Below are 15,222 nucleotides of genomic sequence, written 5' to 3'. Positions count from 1 at the left end.
CTCGCCCCTTCTTTGGGGAGAGGGTTAGGGTGAGGGGAACTGGCCGCACATGCCTAAACCGCCTGCTTCTGGAAGCATGCTCGCAAAGCTCAAAGTAACCCGACGAAACACAAGGTTTTGTCTTTTTTTTATTTTCGTTGAGTCGTAAGGTGCCTGTGTTGCGGCGATAACCGCAGCCGGGCGTGAGAACCTGAAAATACGAGGTAACTTCCATTCATAATGTAAGGAGTGCCTTATGGCTACTATCCCAACCCCGTCTTACTCCCACTTCGAAGAAGACATAATCCACCAAATTATCACCCAACCCCTTCCAGCTTCGGCAGATCTCTTCGAGGTCGCAGATGCATGCGCCGCATTTGTCTGCCTCCTCATCGACACTCACGACGATGAAGCAAGCCATGCCCTGTGCAGGCGTCTATTGCAGGCGTTAAACCAGTTTCGTTATCTGTGCGATGAGGATTTACCGCCGTATCTCATCGAGCAGTTGATCGCAGGCGAAAGCGTAACTTCGTGCATCCCCGATTGCTGGCAAGAGACCGCTACTCTGGTGGAGTATGCCCAGGCGCTGACTCAGGCACTTCTGAGCAATACCCTGCCGCCGCCAGTGGCAAAATCCTTAACGGGTTTACTGCATGACGTGGTGTATCTGTTGGCGGAGTATGTGAAGGAGCCGTACCTGACCGTGCATTGATCCGGTGCGGCCTGCTTGCCGGGTGGCGCTAACGCTTACCGGGCCTACGATCAGTGGTTTGTTGTACGAAAAGTTTCACGACACCGGCACTTTCTGCGCCCGATAACTGCTCGGCGAGCACCCCACCAGACGGTTAAAAAAACGCGCGAAATAGGCCGGGTCTTTAAACCCCAGTTGCCAGGCAATCTCGTTCACCGCGCTGTCGGAGAAGACCAGCAGCCGTTTGGCTTCGCGCAGCTGGCGGTCGAAGATGAGCCGTTTTGGCGGACGGTTGGCGAAGCGGCGGCAGATGTCGGTCAGCCGCGATTCGGTGAGGTGCAGCTCGCTGGCGTAATCCGGCACCGTCCAGTGCTGATGGAAATGACCGTCGACCATCTGGTTGAAACGCTGGAACAGCTTCAGTTCGCCGCGCATGCCGTTGGCGGCATGATCGTCAAGAGTGGCATTGCGCAGCAGCAGGGTGAATACCGCCTGCGCCAGCAGCACCAGAGTGTGTTCCCGCCCGGGAAGCTGGGCGGTGGATTCCCGTTCAATCAGCCGCCAGTAGTGGCTGAGTGCCGCCAGCTCATCCGGTTTATCAGCTAAAGAGAGGCAGATACCCGGCAGCCCGAAGGTCTCCCGGGTGCCGGGGTAGAGCACCTCCAGCAGCGGCCAGATCAGATCCTCATGCACCGTCAGCACGTGGCCGTCGCTGTCCGATTCGGTGAAAAACGCGTGCGGCACCGACGGCGGGGTGAGGACAAACAGCGGGGCCTGCACCGAGTAGCGATGATCGTCCAGCTGCAGCTCAATCTGCCCGGTATCGAGAAAGTGCATCTGAAAATACTGGTCGTGGCGATGGGCCTGCATATCGCGGCCAAAAAAGGCCGCCATCCGGCCAAAGGACTGATAATGCACATCGTCCGTACCCAGACTCTCGTCATACTCTTTGCTGATGTCGATATTGGCAATCGGGCTCTGGCACATAACCGCTCCTTAATGGCTCTTCTGCGCCGCCATCCCCGGCGCGCTTTCGCGTCTCTGCTGGCGGGTCATCGGGATCCGCGTCAGCACCAGGGCACCCACTACCAGCAGCCCGGCGACGAACCACAGCCCGGAGCTGAAGCTGCCGGTCGTGTCACGCAGAATGCCGATCAGCAGCGGGCTGACGGCGGATCCGACGTTGCCAACCGCATTGATTACCGCCAGCGCCACCGCCCGGGACTGCAGGCTAATCACCTGATCCGGAGTGGTCCAGAAGATCGCCATGGCGGTAAACGATCCTGTTGAGGCCATGATAATGCCAAGCAGCTGGATCAGGCTGTGATCGGTCGCGGAGGCCAGCAGCCATCCCGCCGCCGCAAACAGATACGGCAGGATGGTGTGCTTTTTTCGCTCGCTCAGCCTGTCAGAGCGGCGGCTCCACCAGATCATCCCGAGGATGGTGCAAAACTGCGGGATCGCCGCCAGCAGGCCGATCACGATATTGCTGCTGCCGGTGTTAAAGCTCTGCAGGATCTGCGGCGTCCAGATGTTAATGGCGCTCAGGGTGTTGGTCAGGCAGAAATAGGCCAGGGTGTAGAGCAGCACCGCCGGGGTCAACACTTCACGCAGCGTCGAGCGCGGCGTGGCGGTGTGCGCCACGGCGTTCTCCTGCTCGCGGGCGATCATCGCTTTCAGGGTCTGTTTCTCTTCGTCGTCCAGCCACGTGGCCTGATCCGGCGTGTCGTTGAGGAAGAACCAGGTCACCACGCCGAGCACCACCGACGGCAGCCCCTCCAGCAGGAACAGCCACTGCCAGCCCTTCAGGTTCCACAGCCCGTCCAGCGCCAGAATATAGCCCGAGAGGATCGAGCCCAGCATCATGGTCACCGGCATGGCGATCATAAACAGCGCGTTGGCGCGGGCGCGGTGCCAGGCGGGGAACCACCAGGTCAGATAGACCAGGATCCCCGGCAGGAAACCGGCTTCGGCAATGCCCACCAGCATGCGCAGGACGTAGAGCGTCTGCGGGCTGGTGGCGAACATAGTGCAGGTCGAGGCGATGCCCCACACCACCATGATCCCGGCGATCCAGCGGCGCGCGCCGATCTTCGCCAGCATGATGTTGCTGGGGATCCCGCACAGCACGTAGGTGACATAAAACAGCGTCGCGGCCAGGCCAAACATCGTTGAGGTGAGGCCCAGATCTTTGCCCATCGTCAGCCCGGCAAAGCCGATGTTGATGCGGTCAAGGAACGAGAAGACAAACAGGATAAACAGAAACACGATCAAACGACGGAACAGCTTATTAATGACGCGATGTTCAACGGCTTTATTATCCTGAGTTTGTAGGGTCGTCATGGTGCGCTCCAGATCTTACGTTTAGTAGACGGATTTATTGTTATTAACTGACGTAACCGGTTTATCGATAAAGCATGCCGCCAGCGCTTCTGCGCCGCGGGCGAGCAGGGTGGTGTCGACGCCGACGGCGACAAACAGCGCCCCGAGTTCGAGATAGCGCCGCGCCAGCTGCTCGTTGGCCATCAGGATGCCGGGGGCTTTCCCCGACTCGCGGATCTGCGCGATGGCCTGTTCGATAGCGGCCTGCACCTCCGGGTGCTGGGGATTACCGGCAAAGCCCATGTCGGCGCTGAGATCAGCCGGGCCGATAAACACGCCGTCCACCCCTTCCACATCCAGGATCTGCGGCAGGTTCTTCAGCGCCTCGCGGGTTTCGATTTGCACCAGCACGCACATGGCGTCGTTGGCCTGGTGCAGGTAATCCGGGATGCGGTTCCAGCGTGACGCCCGCGCCAGCGCGCTGCCGACGCCGCGAATACCCGCAGGCGGATAGCGGGTGGCGCTCACCGCCAGACGGGCTTCGTCGGCATTTTGCACCATCGGCACCAGCAGGGTCTGCGCCCCCACGTCCAGCAGCTGCTTGATCTGCACCGGATCGTTCCACGACGGGCGCACCACCGGCTGGCTGGGGTAGGGGGCGATGGCCTGTAGCTGGGTGAGGACGGTCTGCACGCTGTTGGGCGCGTGCTCGCCGTCGATCAGCAGCCAGTCGAAGCCTGCCCCGGCCAGCAGCTCGGCGCTGTAGCTGCTGGTCAGCCCCAGCCACAGCCCAATCTGCGGTTTTCCGGCTTTCAGCGCGTCTTTGAATGCGTTTTGCATAGCGAACTCCTTATACAAAGCGGCAGCTGATGGAGCCCATGTTGCCGTAGTCCACGTGGAAGGTGTCGCCCTTGCTGGCAGCAACCGGGCGGGTGAAGGAGCCGCCGAGGATGATCTGGCCGGGCTCAAGCTGTACGTCGTAGGGTGCCAGCTTGTTCGCCAGCCAGGCCACGCCGTTGGCCGGGTGGTTGAGCACGCCCGCGGCAACCCCGGTCTCTTCGATCACCCCGTTGCGGTAGAGCAGGGCGGAGATCCAGCGCAGATCCAGCTCGTCCGGGCGGATCGGGCGGCCCCCGAGGATCACCCCGGCGTTGGCGGCGTTGTCGGAGATGGTGTCGAACACTTTGCGCGGGCGCTGGGTTTCAGGATCGATGTTGTGGCAGCGGGCGTCGATCAGCTCCAGGGCCGGGATCACGTAGTCGGTGGCGTTATAGACGTCGAACATCGTGCAGTTCGGGCCGCGGAGCGGTTTTGCCAGCACGAAGGCCAGCTCCACTTCGATGCGCGGGACGATAAAGCGGTCGGTCGGGATGTCGCTGCCGTCGTGGAAAAACATGTCGTCCAGCAGGGCGCCGTAGTCCGGCTCGCTGATCTGCGAGCTGGCCTGCATCGCTTTCGAGGTCAGGCCGATCTTGTGGCCCTTCAGGGTGCGGCCTTCGGCCATTTTCAGGCTCACCCATTCGCGCTGCACGGCGTAGGCATCTTCAATGGTGATCCCCGGGTAATCCAGCGAGATCGCGCGGATCTGCTCCCGCGTCTGTTCCGCCTGATGCAGGCGATGGGCGATCAGGGTGTGAGTGTGTTTATCGAGCATGGCGATATCCTGTTTTATGTTTTTTTCTCCCTCTCCCTGTGGGAGAGGGCCGGGGTGAGGGCATCAGGCCGCAGAGGTATCCCCTCACCCTAACCCTCTCCCCAAAGGGGAGAGGGGATCGATCGAGCGTGTTACTTAAACAAAGCGTGCACGTTGTTTTGTTTAAAGTTCAGCGTCGGGTGCAGCTCTTCGATTTCAAACGACAGCGCCAGGTAGCGGGCGTCCATCAGCCCGGCGAAATGGTCTTTAATCAACGCGAACAGCATCTCGCCCACCTGCTGACGGCTCTCCAGGCTGCGCCCGGCACCAATCTTCAGCGTCATGTGCACAAAGGCGTAATCGTGCCTGCCGTCGGCCATCTGCCAGGTGTCTACCCAGTGCGCGCGGCTGCGGATCCCGCCGAGGGGGAAGATCCCGGTGGCGGCCAGCGCCTCGTTGACGCGGGCAAACAAGCCCGGCAGGTCGGCCTGCTCACGGATGTTCTCGGTACATTCGACAATAAAGTGCGGCATGGGGCGTCCTTAAGCGGGCAGAGGGAAGACGGCGTTCACCTGGCCGGTGCCGGAGCTGGGGAACAGCTCGGTGAGAAACTCCACCTTACCGTTGTATTTATCCCAGCCGAGCAGCCCCAGCAGCATCACCGTGTCGTGCATGTTGCCCTCGCCGTAGCAGTAGTCGGCATACTCCGGCAGCATGCTGCAAAACTCCCTAAACTGGCCTTCGCGCCACAGCTTTACCACCCGCTCGTCCATCTGACGGTCGAACTCGCGGGTGTAGCTGTTCATCCCCTCTTCGGCACGCTGGTCGTCGATAAAGCGGTGCGACAGCGAGCCGCTGGCCAGCACCGCCACGGCGCCGTCGTATTTTTCGATGGCGCTGACGATGGCCTCACCCAGTTTTCGGCTGTCGGCAAAGTCATGCACGGTGCAGAACGCCGAAATGGAGACCACTTTGAAGTGCTTATCCGCGTTCATGTAGCGCATCGGCACCAGGGTGCCGTACTCCAGCTTCAGGCTCGGGATGTTATGCGCTTTGGCGCGCACGCCCATTGCCACCGCTTCGTCGGCGATCAGCTGGCCCAGCTCGGGGTTGCCGTCGTAGTCGTAGGTCATGTCGCGGATAAAGTGCGGCAGCTCGTTGCTGGTGTAGATGCCTTTAAAATGGTCCGCACAGTTGATGTGATACGCGCTGTTCACCAGCCAGTGGGTGTCGAACACGATGATGGTGTCGACCCCCAGCTCGCGGCAGCGTCTGCTGATCTCTTTATGTCCGTCGATGGCCCCCTGACGGCAGCCAAAGTTTTTGCCCGGTATCTCAGAGAGATACATCGACGGCACGTGGGTGATTTTGGCGGCTAACGCTAACTTACCCATCTCATACCCCCCATTTCGGGATCGGGTGGTCGCCCATGGAGATACAGACGTTCTTCATCTCCGCGAACACTTCAAAGCTGTATTCCCCGCCCTCGCGTCCGGTGCCGGAGGCTTTCACTCCGCCAAACGGCTGGCGCAGGTCGCGCACGTTCTGGGTGTTGACGAACACCATCCCGGCTTCGATATTGCGCGCCAGGCGCAGCACCTTGCTGACGTCCTGGGTCCAGATGTACGACGCCAGGCCGTACTCCACGTCATTCGCCAGCCGCAGACCTTCCGCTTCGTCCTTAAACGGCAGCAGGCAGGCCACCGGGCCGAAGATCTCCTCCTGGGCCACGCGCATGCGGTTATCGACGTCTGCCAGCACCGTCGGGCGCAGGAAGTTGCCGCCCTTCAGGTGCGCAGGCAGGTCGGTTGGTTTGTCCGGGCCGCCCGCCAGCAGGGTGGCACCCTCTTCGATGCCGAGGCGGATATAGCCGGAGACTTTCTCCCAGTGCTGCTGGCTGATGAGCGCCCCGATCTGGGTGTTCGGATCGGTCGGATCGCCCACCCGCAGGCGATTGGCGCGCTCGGCAAAGCGCTTGACGAATTCCGGGTAGATGCTCTGCTGGATGAAGATGCGCGATCCGGCGGTGCAGCGCTCGCCGTTGATCGAGAAGATGGTGAACAGGGCGGCGTCCAGGGCGCGCTCAATGTCGGCATCTTCAAAAATCAGCACCGGGGATTTGCCGCCCAGCTCCATGGAGTATTTCTTCAGCCCGGCGTTTTTCATGATGTTGCGCCCGGTGGCGGTGCCGCCGGTAAAGGAGACGGCGCGCACGTCGTGATGGCGCACCAGCGCATCGCCTGCGGTGGCGCCGTAGCCCTGCACCACGTTCAGCACGCCCGCCGGAATGCCCGCCTCCAGCGCCAGCTCGCCCAGGCGGTCGGCGGTGAGCGGGGAGAGTTCAGACATCTTCAGCACCGCGGTATTGCCTAAGGCCAGGCACGGCGCGACCTTCCAGGTAGCGGTCATAAACGGCACGTTCCACGGCGACACCAGCGCGCAAACCCCTACCGGCTGCACCAGGGTGTAGTTGAGCATCTTGTCGTCGACCGGGTAGGTTTTGCCGTTCATCTGCTGGCACACCTCGGCGAAGAATTCGAAGTTGTGCGAGGCGCGCGGGATCAGCACGTTTTTGGTCTGGTGGATCGGCAGGCCGGTGTCGGCGGTCTCCATCGCCGCGATCTCCGGGACGTTCTGGTCGATCAGATCCCCCAGGCGACGCATCAGGCGCGCGCGCTCTTTCATCGGCAGGTTGGCCCATTTCGGGAAGGCCTCTTTGGCGGCGGCGACGGCCTGGTTGATTTCGGCTTCACCGCCGGAGGCCACCTCCGCCAGCACCTCGCCGGTGGCCGGGTTGGTGGTGTGGAAATAGTCGTTACCCGCCACGTTCTTGCCGTTGATCCAGTGATTTATCTTTTTCATGCTGTTGCCTCCTCGCTGACAATCCGGTTGACCAGACGGCCAACGCCTTCCACTTCCACCACCACTTCGTCGCCCGGGCGCACGTCGGCCAGCCCTTTCGGCGTGCCGGTGGCGATCATGTCCCCCGGCTGCAGGGTCATAAATTCACTCAAATACGCGATCAGGAACGGGATGCTGAAGATCAGATCCGCAGTGCTGCCCTGCTGGCGCAGCTCGCCGTTGATCCAGGTGCGCAGGGTGAGGTTGTGCGGATCGGCAACCGCCGATTTATCGACGATCTGCGGGCCGATAGGCGTCAGGCCGTCGCGGCTTTTCACCCGCAGGTTCGGGCGGTAGTAGTTTTCCAGGTAGTCGCGGATGGCGTAGTCGTTGCAGACCGTGTAGCCCGCCACGTACTCCATGGCGTCGGCCTCGCTGACGTTGCGCGCGGTTTTGCCGATCACCACCACCAGCTCGGCTTCGTAGTGCATGTACTCGACGTTGTCCGGGCGCACCGAGGTCTGGTTATGCTCGTTAAAGGTGTTCGGCGCTTTGATAAACACCAGCGGCTCGGTGGGCGGCTTAAAGTCCAGCTCACTGGCGTGATCGGCGTAGTTCAGCCCCAGGGCAAACAGCGTGCCGCTGGTGGAGAGCGGCCAGGCGAAGGTTTGCTGAGCAGGCAGTTCGCGGGCATTCACCACGCTGTTTTCCAGGGTTGGCAGGCCGTCGGCCAGTACGCGCACGCGGTCGCCAGGGTGCAGGGCCACGCGGGACTGCGGGGTGCCCAGCAGAATGGCGTCGCCCGGGTTGAGGGTGGCGAAGGCGCTCAGCTCGCTCAGCAGGGTGGCGGCGTTGCGTTGCAGATCGGCAGTGCTCCAGCGATCCACTTCCCGGCCGTTGATCTCGGTGACGATCGTCAGGTCATCGATGTTGCCGATCGTTGCGCGATCGCCAATCGGGCAGAACCCGTCCCGGCATTTGGCTTTGATCGCCGGGCGATAGAAGCTCTCTTCCGGCAGGCTCACCTCGTTGGCCAGCGCATACCCGGCAATGTAGTCGGCGGCCTCTTGCGGGCGGATTTTGCTCGCGGTCTTGCCGACAATCAGCGCTACCGTCGCGCCGCTCAGCACCTGTTCGCCTTCGGGATGCGGGATGGCATCGCCGGAGCGGATCAGGGTATTGCGCGGTTTGATAAACCAGACGGCGGTTTTCGGCGGCGTGTTGTAAGGGGGTTGGTGAAATGCGTCGCGCCAGGCGTCGAGCTGGCTGCGGTGATTGAGTGCCACCGCGAAAACAGTACCTTTCATTCCTTTCTCCTCAGGCCCGGGTGTCGGGTTTAGAGTTCATTAATATGTTAATGATTAGGTTTTAGCCCCTCGCTGTGCGTTTGGCAAACAGAAGTAAATAATTTGTGATAGCAATAACAATAAATTTACATATCATTTAATTAATTGTTATATATCAGTGTATTAATGTTTTTATGTGATTTCTGTTAGACTTTTCGCCCGCGCCGCTGGTGCCGGAACGCCGCGTGAGGCATTGATTGTTTCGTTATTAATGATGTTGAGGTGGGAGCGCCATGCACGATTCGTTAACTATCGCACTACTCCAGGCGCGGGAAACCGCGATGACCTTTTTTCGCCCGATTATCAAGCAGCACAATCTGACGGAGCAGCAGTGGCGGATCGTGCGCGTGCTGGCGGAACACCCGTCGATGGATTTTCACGATCTGGCGTTTCGCACCTGCATTCTGCGCCCGAGCCTGACCGGGATCCTTACGCGCATGGAGCGCGACGGGCTGGTGCTGCGCTTAAAACCGCTTAACGATCAGCGCAAACTCTATGTGTCGCTCACTAAAGAGGGCAGCGCGCTGTATGAACGCGCGCAGGCGCAGGTGGAAGAGGCCTATCAGCGTATTGAGGAGGAGTATTCACCCGAGAAGATGCAGCAGCTGACGGCGCTGTTGGGGGAGTTCATTGCGCTCGGCAACCGGCACATTGCGGAGCGCGAAGAAGAAGAGGGGTGATTCAGTTATCGGGCTTTGCCAGCTGGATCAGGGTGTCGAGGCGGGCCGGGGAGAGTGGCTCACGGGGCTGAGGCAGCGGCCAGCCATACAGCCAGCGGGCGGTGGTGGCGCAGGTTTTTCCCTGACAGGCTCCCATTCCGCAGCGGGAAACCAGCTTCGCCTGCTGCCAGCTTTCTGCCTGCTGTACATCACCGCAGCGGACATCCTCGCAGCGGCAGAGTAACGTTTCCGGTGTCGCCACCGCTTTCAGGGTATCAGGCAAGGCGAAGGTCGCATTCAGGGCGCGGGCAAAATGCTGCCAGCGGCGGCGAGCGGCGCTGGCCCCCGCCGCTTTTTCCGGGCAATCCGCTGCCATATACCCGGCAATTTCCCCTTCCGCCAGCGCAAGTTCGCTGCCGCCAAAGCCCGTACACTCTCCTGCCGCAAAGATATTGCGCTGGCTGGTTCGCTGTTGGGCATCCACCCAAATCGCCTGATCGACCGTCCGGCACTGGAAGATCAGCGCCGGTTCGAGATTGGGCACCAGCCCGTAGCCGATGGCCAACCTGTCACAGGCGATCTCGCGTGTTTTGCCGTGATGGCGGACCGTGACCGACTGTAAACCCGGGTTGCCCTGCGCCTGGGTCACCTGGCTTGCGGGCTGATAACTGCCGGGAAACAGCTGGCCGAGCTGGAGCAGCTTTTCGGGCCAGCGCCAGAGCCCTGCCGCAAAACGTGCGAGCGCGCTGGCCGGCGTCTGTTCGACAATAGCCACGATATTCCCGCCCGCGCGCTTCACCGTACTGGCAACCGCCAGCAGCAGCGGGCCGCTGCCGGCAATCACCACCCGTTCGCCATTGAGCGTCAGGCCGTGCTTTATCTGCGCCTGGAGTCCCCCGGCCCCCGTTACGCCCGGCAGTGTCCAGCCGGGAAAAGGTAACGACAGTTCCCGCGCGCCGCAGCAGAGAATAAGCCGTTGCCAGCGAATTTCTCCGCAGCGGTCTGCGGTTTCAAATACCACGCTGTGCGGCGTCAGGCGGGCAATCAGTCGAGCCCCATTGAGCAGGGTGATCCGTGGCGTTTCCGCCACCGCCTGACGCAGACGCCGCGCGCGTTCGGGCAAGGCGACCTGCGGGCCGTCGCGCCAGATTTGTCCCCCGGGGCGCGGGTTATCATCCAGAATCACGACCGATTTCCCACAGCGTGCGGCGGCCAGCGCGGCCGACAGTCCGGCAGGCCCGGCACCGATAATCAAAATATCGCATTCATGCACTTTCATGCTGGCTCCTCTCAATCACCATATCGCGCTGGCATTCCGTCTGGCAGGCCAGCACCCGTCGCCCGTTCACGCTGACGCGACACTCCTGGCAGATCCCCATTCCACAGAACGGGGCGCGGGGGGCACCGCTGACCGAGCGGCGCGTAACGCCGTTGCCCGTCAGCGCGAGGGCTGCGGCGACACTGATCCCCACCGGGACTTCACAGGGTTCACGGTCGATAATGACGGTCAGGGTTTTCATGCGATGGCCTCGTCAGGGAGCAGTCTGGCGGGGAGCCAGGCATCCGGGGAGTACGCCGGTCGCTCACCCACGATCTGCGCGCAGAGCAGCTCGGCAGTCGCCGGGGCGGTGGTCACGCCCAGCCCTTCATGTCCCAACGCCAGCCAGATGCCCGGACGCGTCGGATGGGGGCCGATCAGCGGGTTGCCGTCGGCAGAGGCGGCGCGAAAACCGCTCCAGCAACGAATGATATTGAGATCGGGCAGAGTGGGTAAAAAATGGCTGGCCCGCGCCAGCATTCGCGCCAGCAGGGGCAGGTCAAGTTCGCGATCGGTGGTGTCAAACTGCCGTGAGGAGCCAATCAGCAGCTGTCCGGTTGGACGAGGCTGGATATTAAACGCCACTGAGGTTCCCCCGGCGTGGGCGCTGGCACCGTAGCCCAGCTCAACGAGCTGGTGGCTGAGCATCGGACCGTAACGATCGGTAATGGCCAGCTGCCCTTTTTTCGGCCGTAGCCACGTTTCGTTTAACAGGCTGTTGGCCCCCAGGCCGCAGGCGATCACAATCGCGCCTGCGCGCAGGCGCTTGCCGCTTTGCAGCGTCACGCAGGGAGCATCGACAGCGGTTGCGGCATCCTGCAGATGCGTGATGGCCTCGCCCGCATCGTGAATAAACCAGCGCGCCACGTTGGGGGCATACACAATTCCGTCGCCTGGTACCCACAGGCCGCCCGCCAGCCTGGGGGTGAGAAGCGGCTCCCGTGCCGCAAGCTGGGTGCGGGTGTGCAGTTCACTGCTGACCTGGTGTTGGGCCATGCGCTGCTGTTTTTCTTCGGCCAGTTCCAGCTCTTGCGGCGTTTCGGCTAACCACAAGGTACCGCATCCGCGCCAGGCGCAGCTTTCCGGCATTAAGGGGGTGAGGGCGCGCCAGCGTGTCAGCGACCACGCCGAGAGCGTCAGTTCGGCGGGGTCATCATCCATACACACCAGATGCCCCATCCCCGCCGCCGTTGCCCCCGCATGACCATCGTCGATCAGCGTCACCCGCTGTCCGCGTTTCGCCAGCTGCCATGCGCAGGCGGCGCCGACGATCCCGGCCCCAATGACGATGACGTCACTTTCTGTCACAGCGCGATCCCCCAGCGGAACGGATCGTCAGGGTTGAGGATCAGCCGGTTATCGCCACACACCCAGGCTTCACCGCGGATCGTGGGGATGATGTTGTCCCCCTGTACCGCGAAATGGGCGCTAAATTCGCTGCCGATGATGCTCGCCTGCCGCCAGGTGTCGCCCGGGGCGAGTTTGCCATCTGCTGCCAGGCACGCCAGCTTCGCGCTGGTGCCGGTCCCGCAGGGTGAGCGATCCCAGGCGTTGCCGGGACAGAGCACGAAGCTGCGGCTGTCGGCGCGATCGTCCTGCGCGAAGAGTTCGATATGATCGATAATGCCGTCGTGTTCACCGCGGATACCGGCATTTTCCAGCCCTTCGCGGATAGCCCTGGCATACTCTGTCAAGGCCGGGATCTGTGCCGGGGTGACGTCAAAGGGGTGATCGTTAACGAGGAAAAACCAGTTCCCGCCCCAGGCGATATCGCCGACGATCGTTCCGTGGCGGGTCTCTACCTGGACCTGCTTGCGCCAGCGATAAGCCGGAACGTTTTCGACCGAGACGCTACCGTCCGCGTGCAGCGTGGCGGTCACGTCGCCCACCGGTGTTTCGATCAGATGCTTGCCGGGCTGAATGCGTCCCAGCCAGGCCAGGGAGGCGATAAGCCCGATGGTGCCGTGACCGCACATGTTCAGAAAGCCACTGTTATTGAAAAAGATCACCCCCGCGGTCGCCGCCGCAGAGACCGGTTTGCAGAGCAGGGCGCCCACCAGCACATCGTTGCCGCGTGGCTCAAGAATAATGGCCTTGCGCCAGTCATCGAACGCACGGGCAAAGCGTGTCTTACGCTCAGCCATGCTCCCGCTTCCCAGATCCGGAAAACCTTCAATCACCAGCCGGGTGGGTTCGCCGCCGGTATGGGAGTCAATCACTCTCAGTTCATGATTCTGCGCTGTCATAGGTGCTCCGGAAGGTTAATTTTTTGTTACTTCATGCTGGCGTAATAGCGGCGATCCGGCTTGAATGCTTTCGCCATCAACAATGACGAAATCAGCACAGCGATATGCGTGCTGGTGAAGTGAAATTCATATTTATTTCTTATTAATCATTCTATTGCTGCTGTGGTAAACCAAAAGAAGCGATTTCGCCAGTGGTGAAAACAGGGTTAATCGCAAATCGAAGGCAGGATCGCAAAACGGGAGGTTGGGGCTTGTAGGTTAATGAAAAGTTAATAAATATCCCCGTCATTCATAGGGAGGAAGCCAGATGTCCTGTTTAATTGATGATGTTCCGGCGCAATCACCGCAGCTGGAAGTCGCTGAACTCAGCCAGATCTGTGAAGGGCTGGCCGGTCAGCGTCTGGATAGCATCCAGACCTTGCTGAATGCCATGGGGTTGATTGCGCCCCTGCTCAATGCCATTCCTGACGTCGTCTTTTTCGTTAAAGACGTGCAGGCCAGATATCTGATGGTCAATATGACTCTCGCCCGCCGCTGCGGCTTTAAGACCGTGGTGTCGCTGTTAGGCAAAACCTCTGCCGACGTTTTTCCCTCCGCCCTTGGCCAGGGGTATACCGAACAAGATATGCGGGTGCTCCGGGAAGGCGTGACGCTGCGCGATCAGCTGGAAATGCATCTCTATAACGGCCGGGAGCGCGGCTGGTGCCTGACCCAGAAGCTGGCGCTGAAAGATACGCAGGGGCAGGTCATTGGCATGGCGGGGATTTCGCACGATCTACAAGAGGCGCAGGCGCGTCACCCGGCCTGGCAGCGGCTGGCGATTGTCGACGACCATATCCGCAACCACTATTACCGGCCGATTGCGATGGAGGAGCTGACGACGCTGAGCGGCATGTCGGTGGCGCAAATTGAACGTTACTGTAAGCGTATTTTCCACCTCACTCCGCGCCAGATGATTCACAAAGTGCGGCTGGAAAAAGCCACCGAACTGCTGGCGGGAGATACGCCGATTACCGATATTGCCCTGCAGTGCGGCTATACCGATCACAGCGCATTCAGCCGCCAGTTCAAGGCGATGACCGGCTCTACGCCACGCGATTTTCGCGTCACGCTGATGGGCTAGCCTGAAGCCACTATGCTAATTTCGTCATCAAAGGGGAGGAAAACCACCAAGCCGTCGGTCGCCTGAAACGTCAATCTGTCAGTGAATATTCACCATTCATTCACATCGAATTAACAAATTGACGACAAGGAACCGAGCATGAGCAAGAAAGCCATTCACTGGAGCGGTGTATTCCCGGCAGTCAGCACCCAGTTTCGTAGCGATTATTCTCTCGATTTGGACGCCACCCACGCGGTGATGAAAAATCTGGTCAAGGATGGCGTGTCTGGCCTGGTCGTCTGCGGCAGCGTTGGCGAGAACACCTCCCTCACTACCCAGGAAAAGCTGCAGATTATTGAAGTGGCGAAAGACGCTGCGGGCGGTCAGGTTCCGGTGATTGCAGGGGTGGCAGAATTCACCACCGCCTTTGCGCAGAAGATGGCGAAAGAGGCGGAGCGTGTCGGCGTTGACGGCATTATGGTCATGCCTGCGCTGGTTTACTCCTCTAAGCCGCATGAAACCGCAGCGCACTTCCGCAGCGTTGCGACGGCCACCGACCTGCCGATCATGGTCTACAACAATCCGCCTATCTACAAAAACGACGTCACGCCGGAGATCCTGGCGACGCTCACTGATTGCGACAATATTGTCTGCTTCAAGGACTCTTCCGGCGATACCCGCCGCTTTATCGACCTGCGTAATACCGTTGGCGACCGCTTTGTGCTGTTTGCCGGTTTGGATGACGTGGTGGTAGAGAGCATCGCCGTTGGGGCGGAAGGCTGGATCTCCGGGATGTCGAACGCCTTCCCGCGTGAAGGGGAGACGCTGTTCCGGCTGGCGAAACAGCAGCGTTACGAAGAGGCGATGGCGCTTTACCGCTGGTTTATGCCGCTGCTGCATCTGGATGCGCGTCCGGATCTGGTGCAGTGCATCAAGCTGTGCGAAGAGCTGCTGGGACGCGGCAGTGCGGTGACGCGTCCGCCGCGTCTGGCGCTGGAAGGCGATACCCGTGCGCAGGTGGTGGCGATTGTTGAGCAGGCGCTGGCAACCCGGCCGCAGCTGCCGGACGTTGGCCTGTAAAATAA

The 15,222-nt window shown here is 60.9% G+C and carries 16 protein-coding genes; 4 read left to right on the top strand and 12 right to left on the bottom strand.

From position 1 onward, the window contains the following. The first annotated feature begins 235 nt into the window (after positions 1 to 235). Positions 236 to 691, top strand: coding sequence for a hypothetical protein (locus tag V7Q49_RS12550; protein WP_333852301.1), 456 nt, complete (start codon positions 236 to 238; stop codon positions 689 to 691). A gap of 75 nt (positions 692 to 766) precedes the next feature. On the opposite strand, the gene hpaA is transcribed toward V7Q49_RS12550, so the two are convergent. The 8 genes from hpaA to hpaG form a co-directional block, all read right to left on the bottom strand. Continuing rightward, the gene (gene hpaA / locus V7Q49_RS12545; protein ID WP_333852299.1) at positions 767 to 1,657 is read right to left on the bottom strand and encodes a 4-hydroxyphenylacetate catabolism regulatory protein HpaA; all 891 of its coding nucleotides are present in this window, start codon (positions 1,655 to 1,657) and stop codon (positions 767 to 769) included. A 9-nt stretch (positions 1,658 to 1,666) separates the two neighbouring features. Beyond that, complete coding sequence (gene hpaX / locus V7Q49_RS12540) at positions 1,667 to 3,013, bottom strand: 4-hydroxyphenylacetate permease (protein ID WP_333852297.1); 1,347 nt, start codon at positions 3,011 to 3,013, stop codon at positions 1,667 to 1,669. Positions 3,014 to 3,034: 21 nt separating this feature from the next. Further along, positions 3,035 to 3,832: a 4-hydroxy-2-oxoheptanedioate aldolase gene (hpaI, locus tag V7Q49_RS12535; RefSeq protein WP_333852295.1), complete on the bottom strand. Its 798-nt coding sequence runs from the start codon at positions 3,830 to 3,832 to the stop codon at positions 3,035 to 3,037. 10 nt (positions 3,833 to 3,842) lie between these two features. Further along, on the bottom strand, positions 3,843 to 4,646 hold the full coding sequence (gene hpaH, locus V7Q49_RS12530) for a 2-oxo-hept-4-ene-1,7-dioate hydratase (RefSeq protein ID WP_333852293.1): 804 nt from the start codon (positions 4,644 to 4,646) through the stop codon (positions 3,843 to 3,845). Positions 4,647 to 4,777: 131 nt separating this feature from the next. Then, a complete protein-coding gene (locus tag V7Q49_RS12525; RefSeq protein ID WP_285111101.1) occupies positions 4,778 to 5,158 on the bottom strand; it encodes a 5-carboxymethyl-2-hydroxymuconate Delta-isomerase in 381 nt (126 codons plus the stop codon). A 9-nt stretch (positions 5,159 to 5,167) separates the two neighbouring features. Then, on the bottom strand, positions 5,168 to 6,019 hold the full coding sequence (gene hpaD, locus V7Q49_RS12520) for a 3,4-dihydroxyphenylacetate 2,3-dioxygenase (protein ID WP_333852290.1): 852 nt from the start codon (positions 6,017 to 6,019) through the stop codon (positions 5,168 to 5,170). Between the two features lies 1 nt (position 6,020). Then, positions 6,021 to 7,487 carry a 5-carboxymethyl-2-hydroxymuconate semialdehyde dehydrogenase gene (gene hpaE, locus V7Q49_RS12515; RefSeq protein WP_333852289.1) on the bottom strand — a complete coding sequence of 489 codons (1,467 nt, stop codon included), beginning with the start codon at positions 7,485 to 7,487 and terminating at the stop codon, positions 6,021 to 6,023. Beyond that, complete coding sequence (gene hpaG / locus V7Q49_RS12510) at positions 7,484 to 8,773, bottom strand: 4-hydroxyphenylacetate degradation bifunctional isomerase/decarboxylase (protein ID WP_333852287.1); 1,290 nt, start codon at positions 8,771 to 8,773, stop codon at positions 7,484 to 7,486. The genes hpaE and hpaG overlap by 4 nt, the downstream gene beginning before the upstream one ends. A gap of 272 nt (positions 8,774 to 9,045) precedes the next feature. Between hpaG and hpaR the strand changes: the two genes are divergently transcribed. Further along, positions 9,046 to 9,492, top strand: coding sequence for a homoprotocatechuate degradation operon regulator HpaR (gene hpaR, locus V7Q49_RS12505; RefSeq protein ID WP_333852285.1), 447 nt, complete (start codon positions 9,046 to 9,048; stop codon positions 9,490 to 9,492). Position 9,493: 1 nt separating this feature from the next. Here the strand turns inward: hpaR and V7Q49_RS12500 are convergent, their stop codons facing one another. The 4 genes from V7Q49_RS12500 to V7Q49_RS12485 are packed head-to-tail and all read right to left on the bottom strand — an operon-like array spanning position 9,494 to position 13,035. Next, positions 9,494 to 10,750 (bottom strand): FAD-dependent oxidoreductase, encoded by a 1,257-nt coding sequence (locus V7Q49_RS12500; RefSeq protein WP_333852283.1) that lies wholly within the window; start codon positions 10,748 to 10,750, stop codon positions 9,494 to 9,496. Continuing rightward, entirely contained in the window at positions 10,737 to 10,991 is a 255-nt protein-coding gene (locus V7Q49_RS12495; protein ID WP_333852281.1) for a (2Fe-2S)-binding protein, read from the bottom strand. Before V7Q49_RS12495 ends, V7Q49_RS12500 begins: the two co-directional genes overlap by 14 nt. Continuing rightward, a complete protein-coding gene (locus V7Q49_RS12490) occupies positions 10,988 to 12,097 on the bottom strand; it encodes an NAD(P)/FAD-dependent oxidoreductase (RefSeq protein WP_333852279.1) in 1,110 nt (369 codons plus the stop codon). Before V7Q49_RS12490 ends, V7Q49_RS12495 begins: the two co-directional genes overlap by 4 nt. Further along, entirely contained in the window at positions 12,094 to 13,035 is a 942-nt protein-coding gene (locus V7Q49_RS12485; protein WP_333852277.1) for a 4-hydroxyproline epimerase, read from the bottom strand. The genes V7Q49_RS12490 and V7Q49_RS12485 overlap by 4 nt, the downstream gene beginning before the upstream one ends. A gap of 307 nt (positions 13,036 to 13,342) precedes the next feature. Here V7Q49_RS12485 and V7Q49_RS12480 point away from each other — a divergent pair, with 307 nt between their 5' ends. Further along, positions 13,343 to 14,158, top strand: coding sequence for an AraC family transcriptional regulator (locus V7Q49_RS12480; protein WP_333852275.1), 816 nt, complete (start codon positions 13,343 to 13,345; stop codon positions 14,156 to 14,158). 138 nt (positions 14,159 to 14,296) lie between these two features. Then, complete coding sequence (locus V7Q49_RS12475; RefSeq protein ID WP_333852273.1) at positions 14,297 to 15,217, top strand: dihydrodipicolinate synthase family protein; 921 nt, start codon at positions 14,297 to 14,299, stop codon at positions 15,215 to 15,217. The last annotated feature ends 5 nt before the right edge of the window (positions 15,218 to 15,222 follow it).

The sequence above is a fragment of the Leclercia sp. genome (assembly GCF_036780805.1).
Classification (GTDB): domain Bacteria; phylum Pseudomonadota; class Gammaproteobacteria; order Enterobacterales; family Enterobacteriaceae; genus Enterobacter.
Note: the sequence above shows the minus strand (reverse complement) of the source record. Positions and strands in the feature narration are given on the sequence as shown.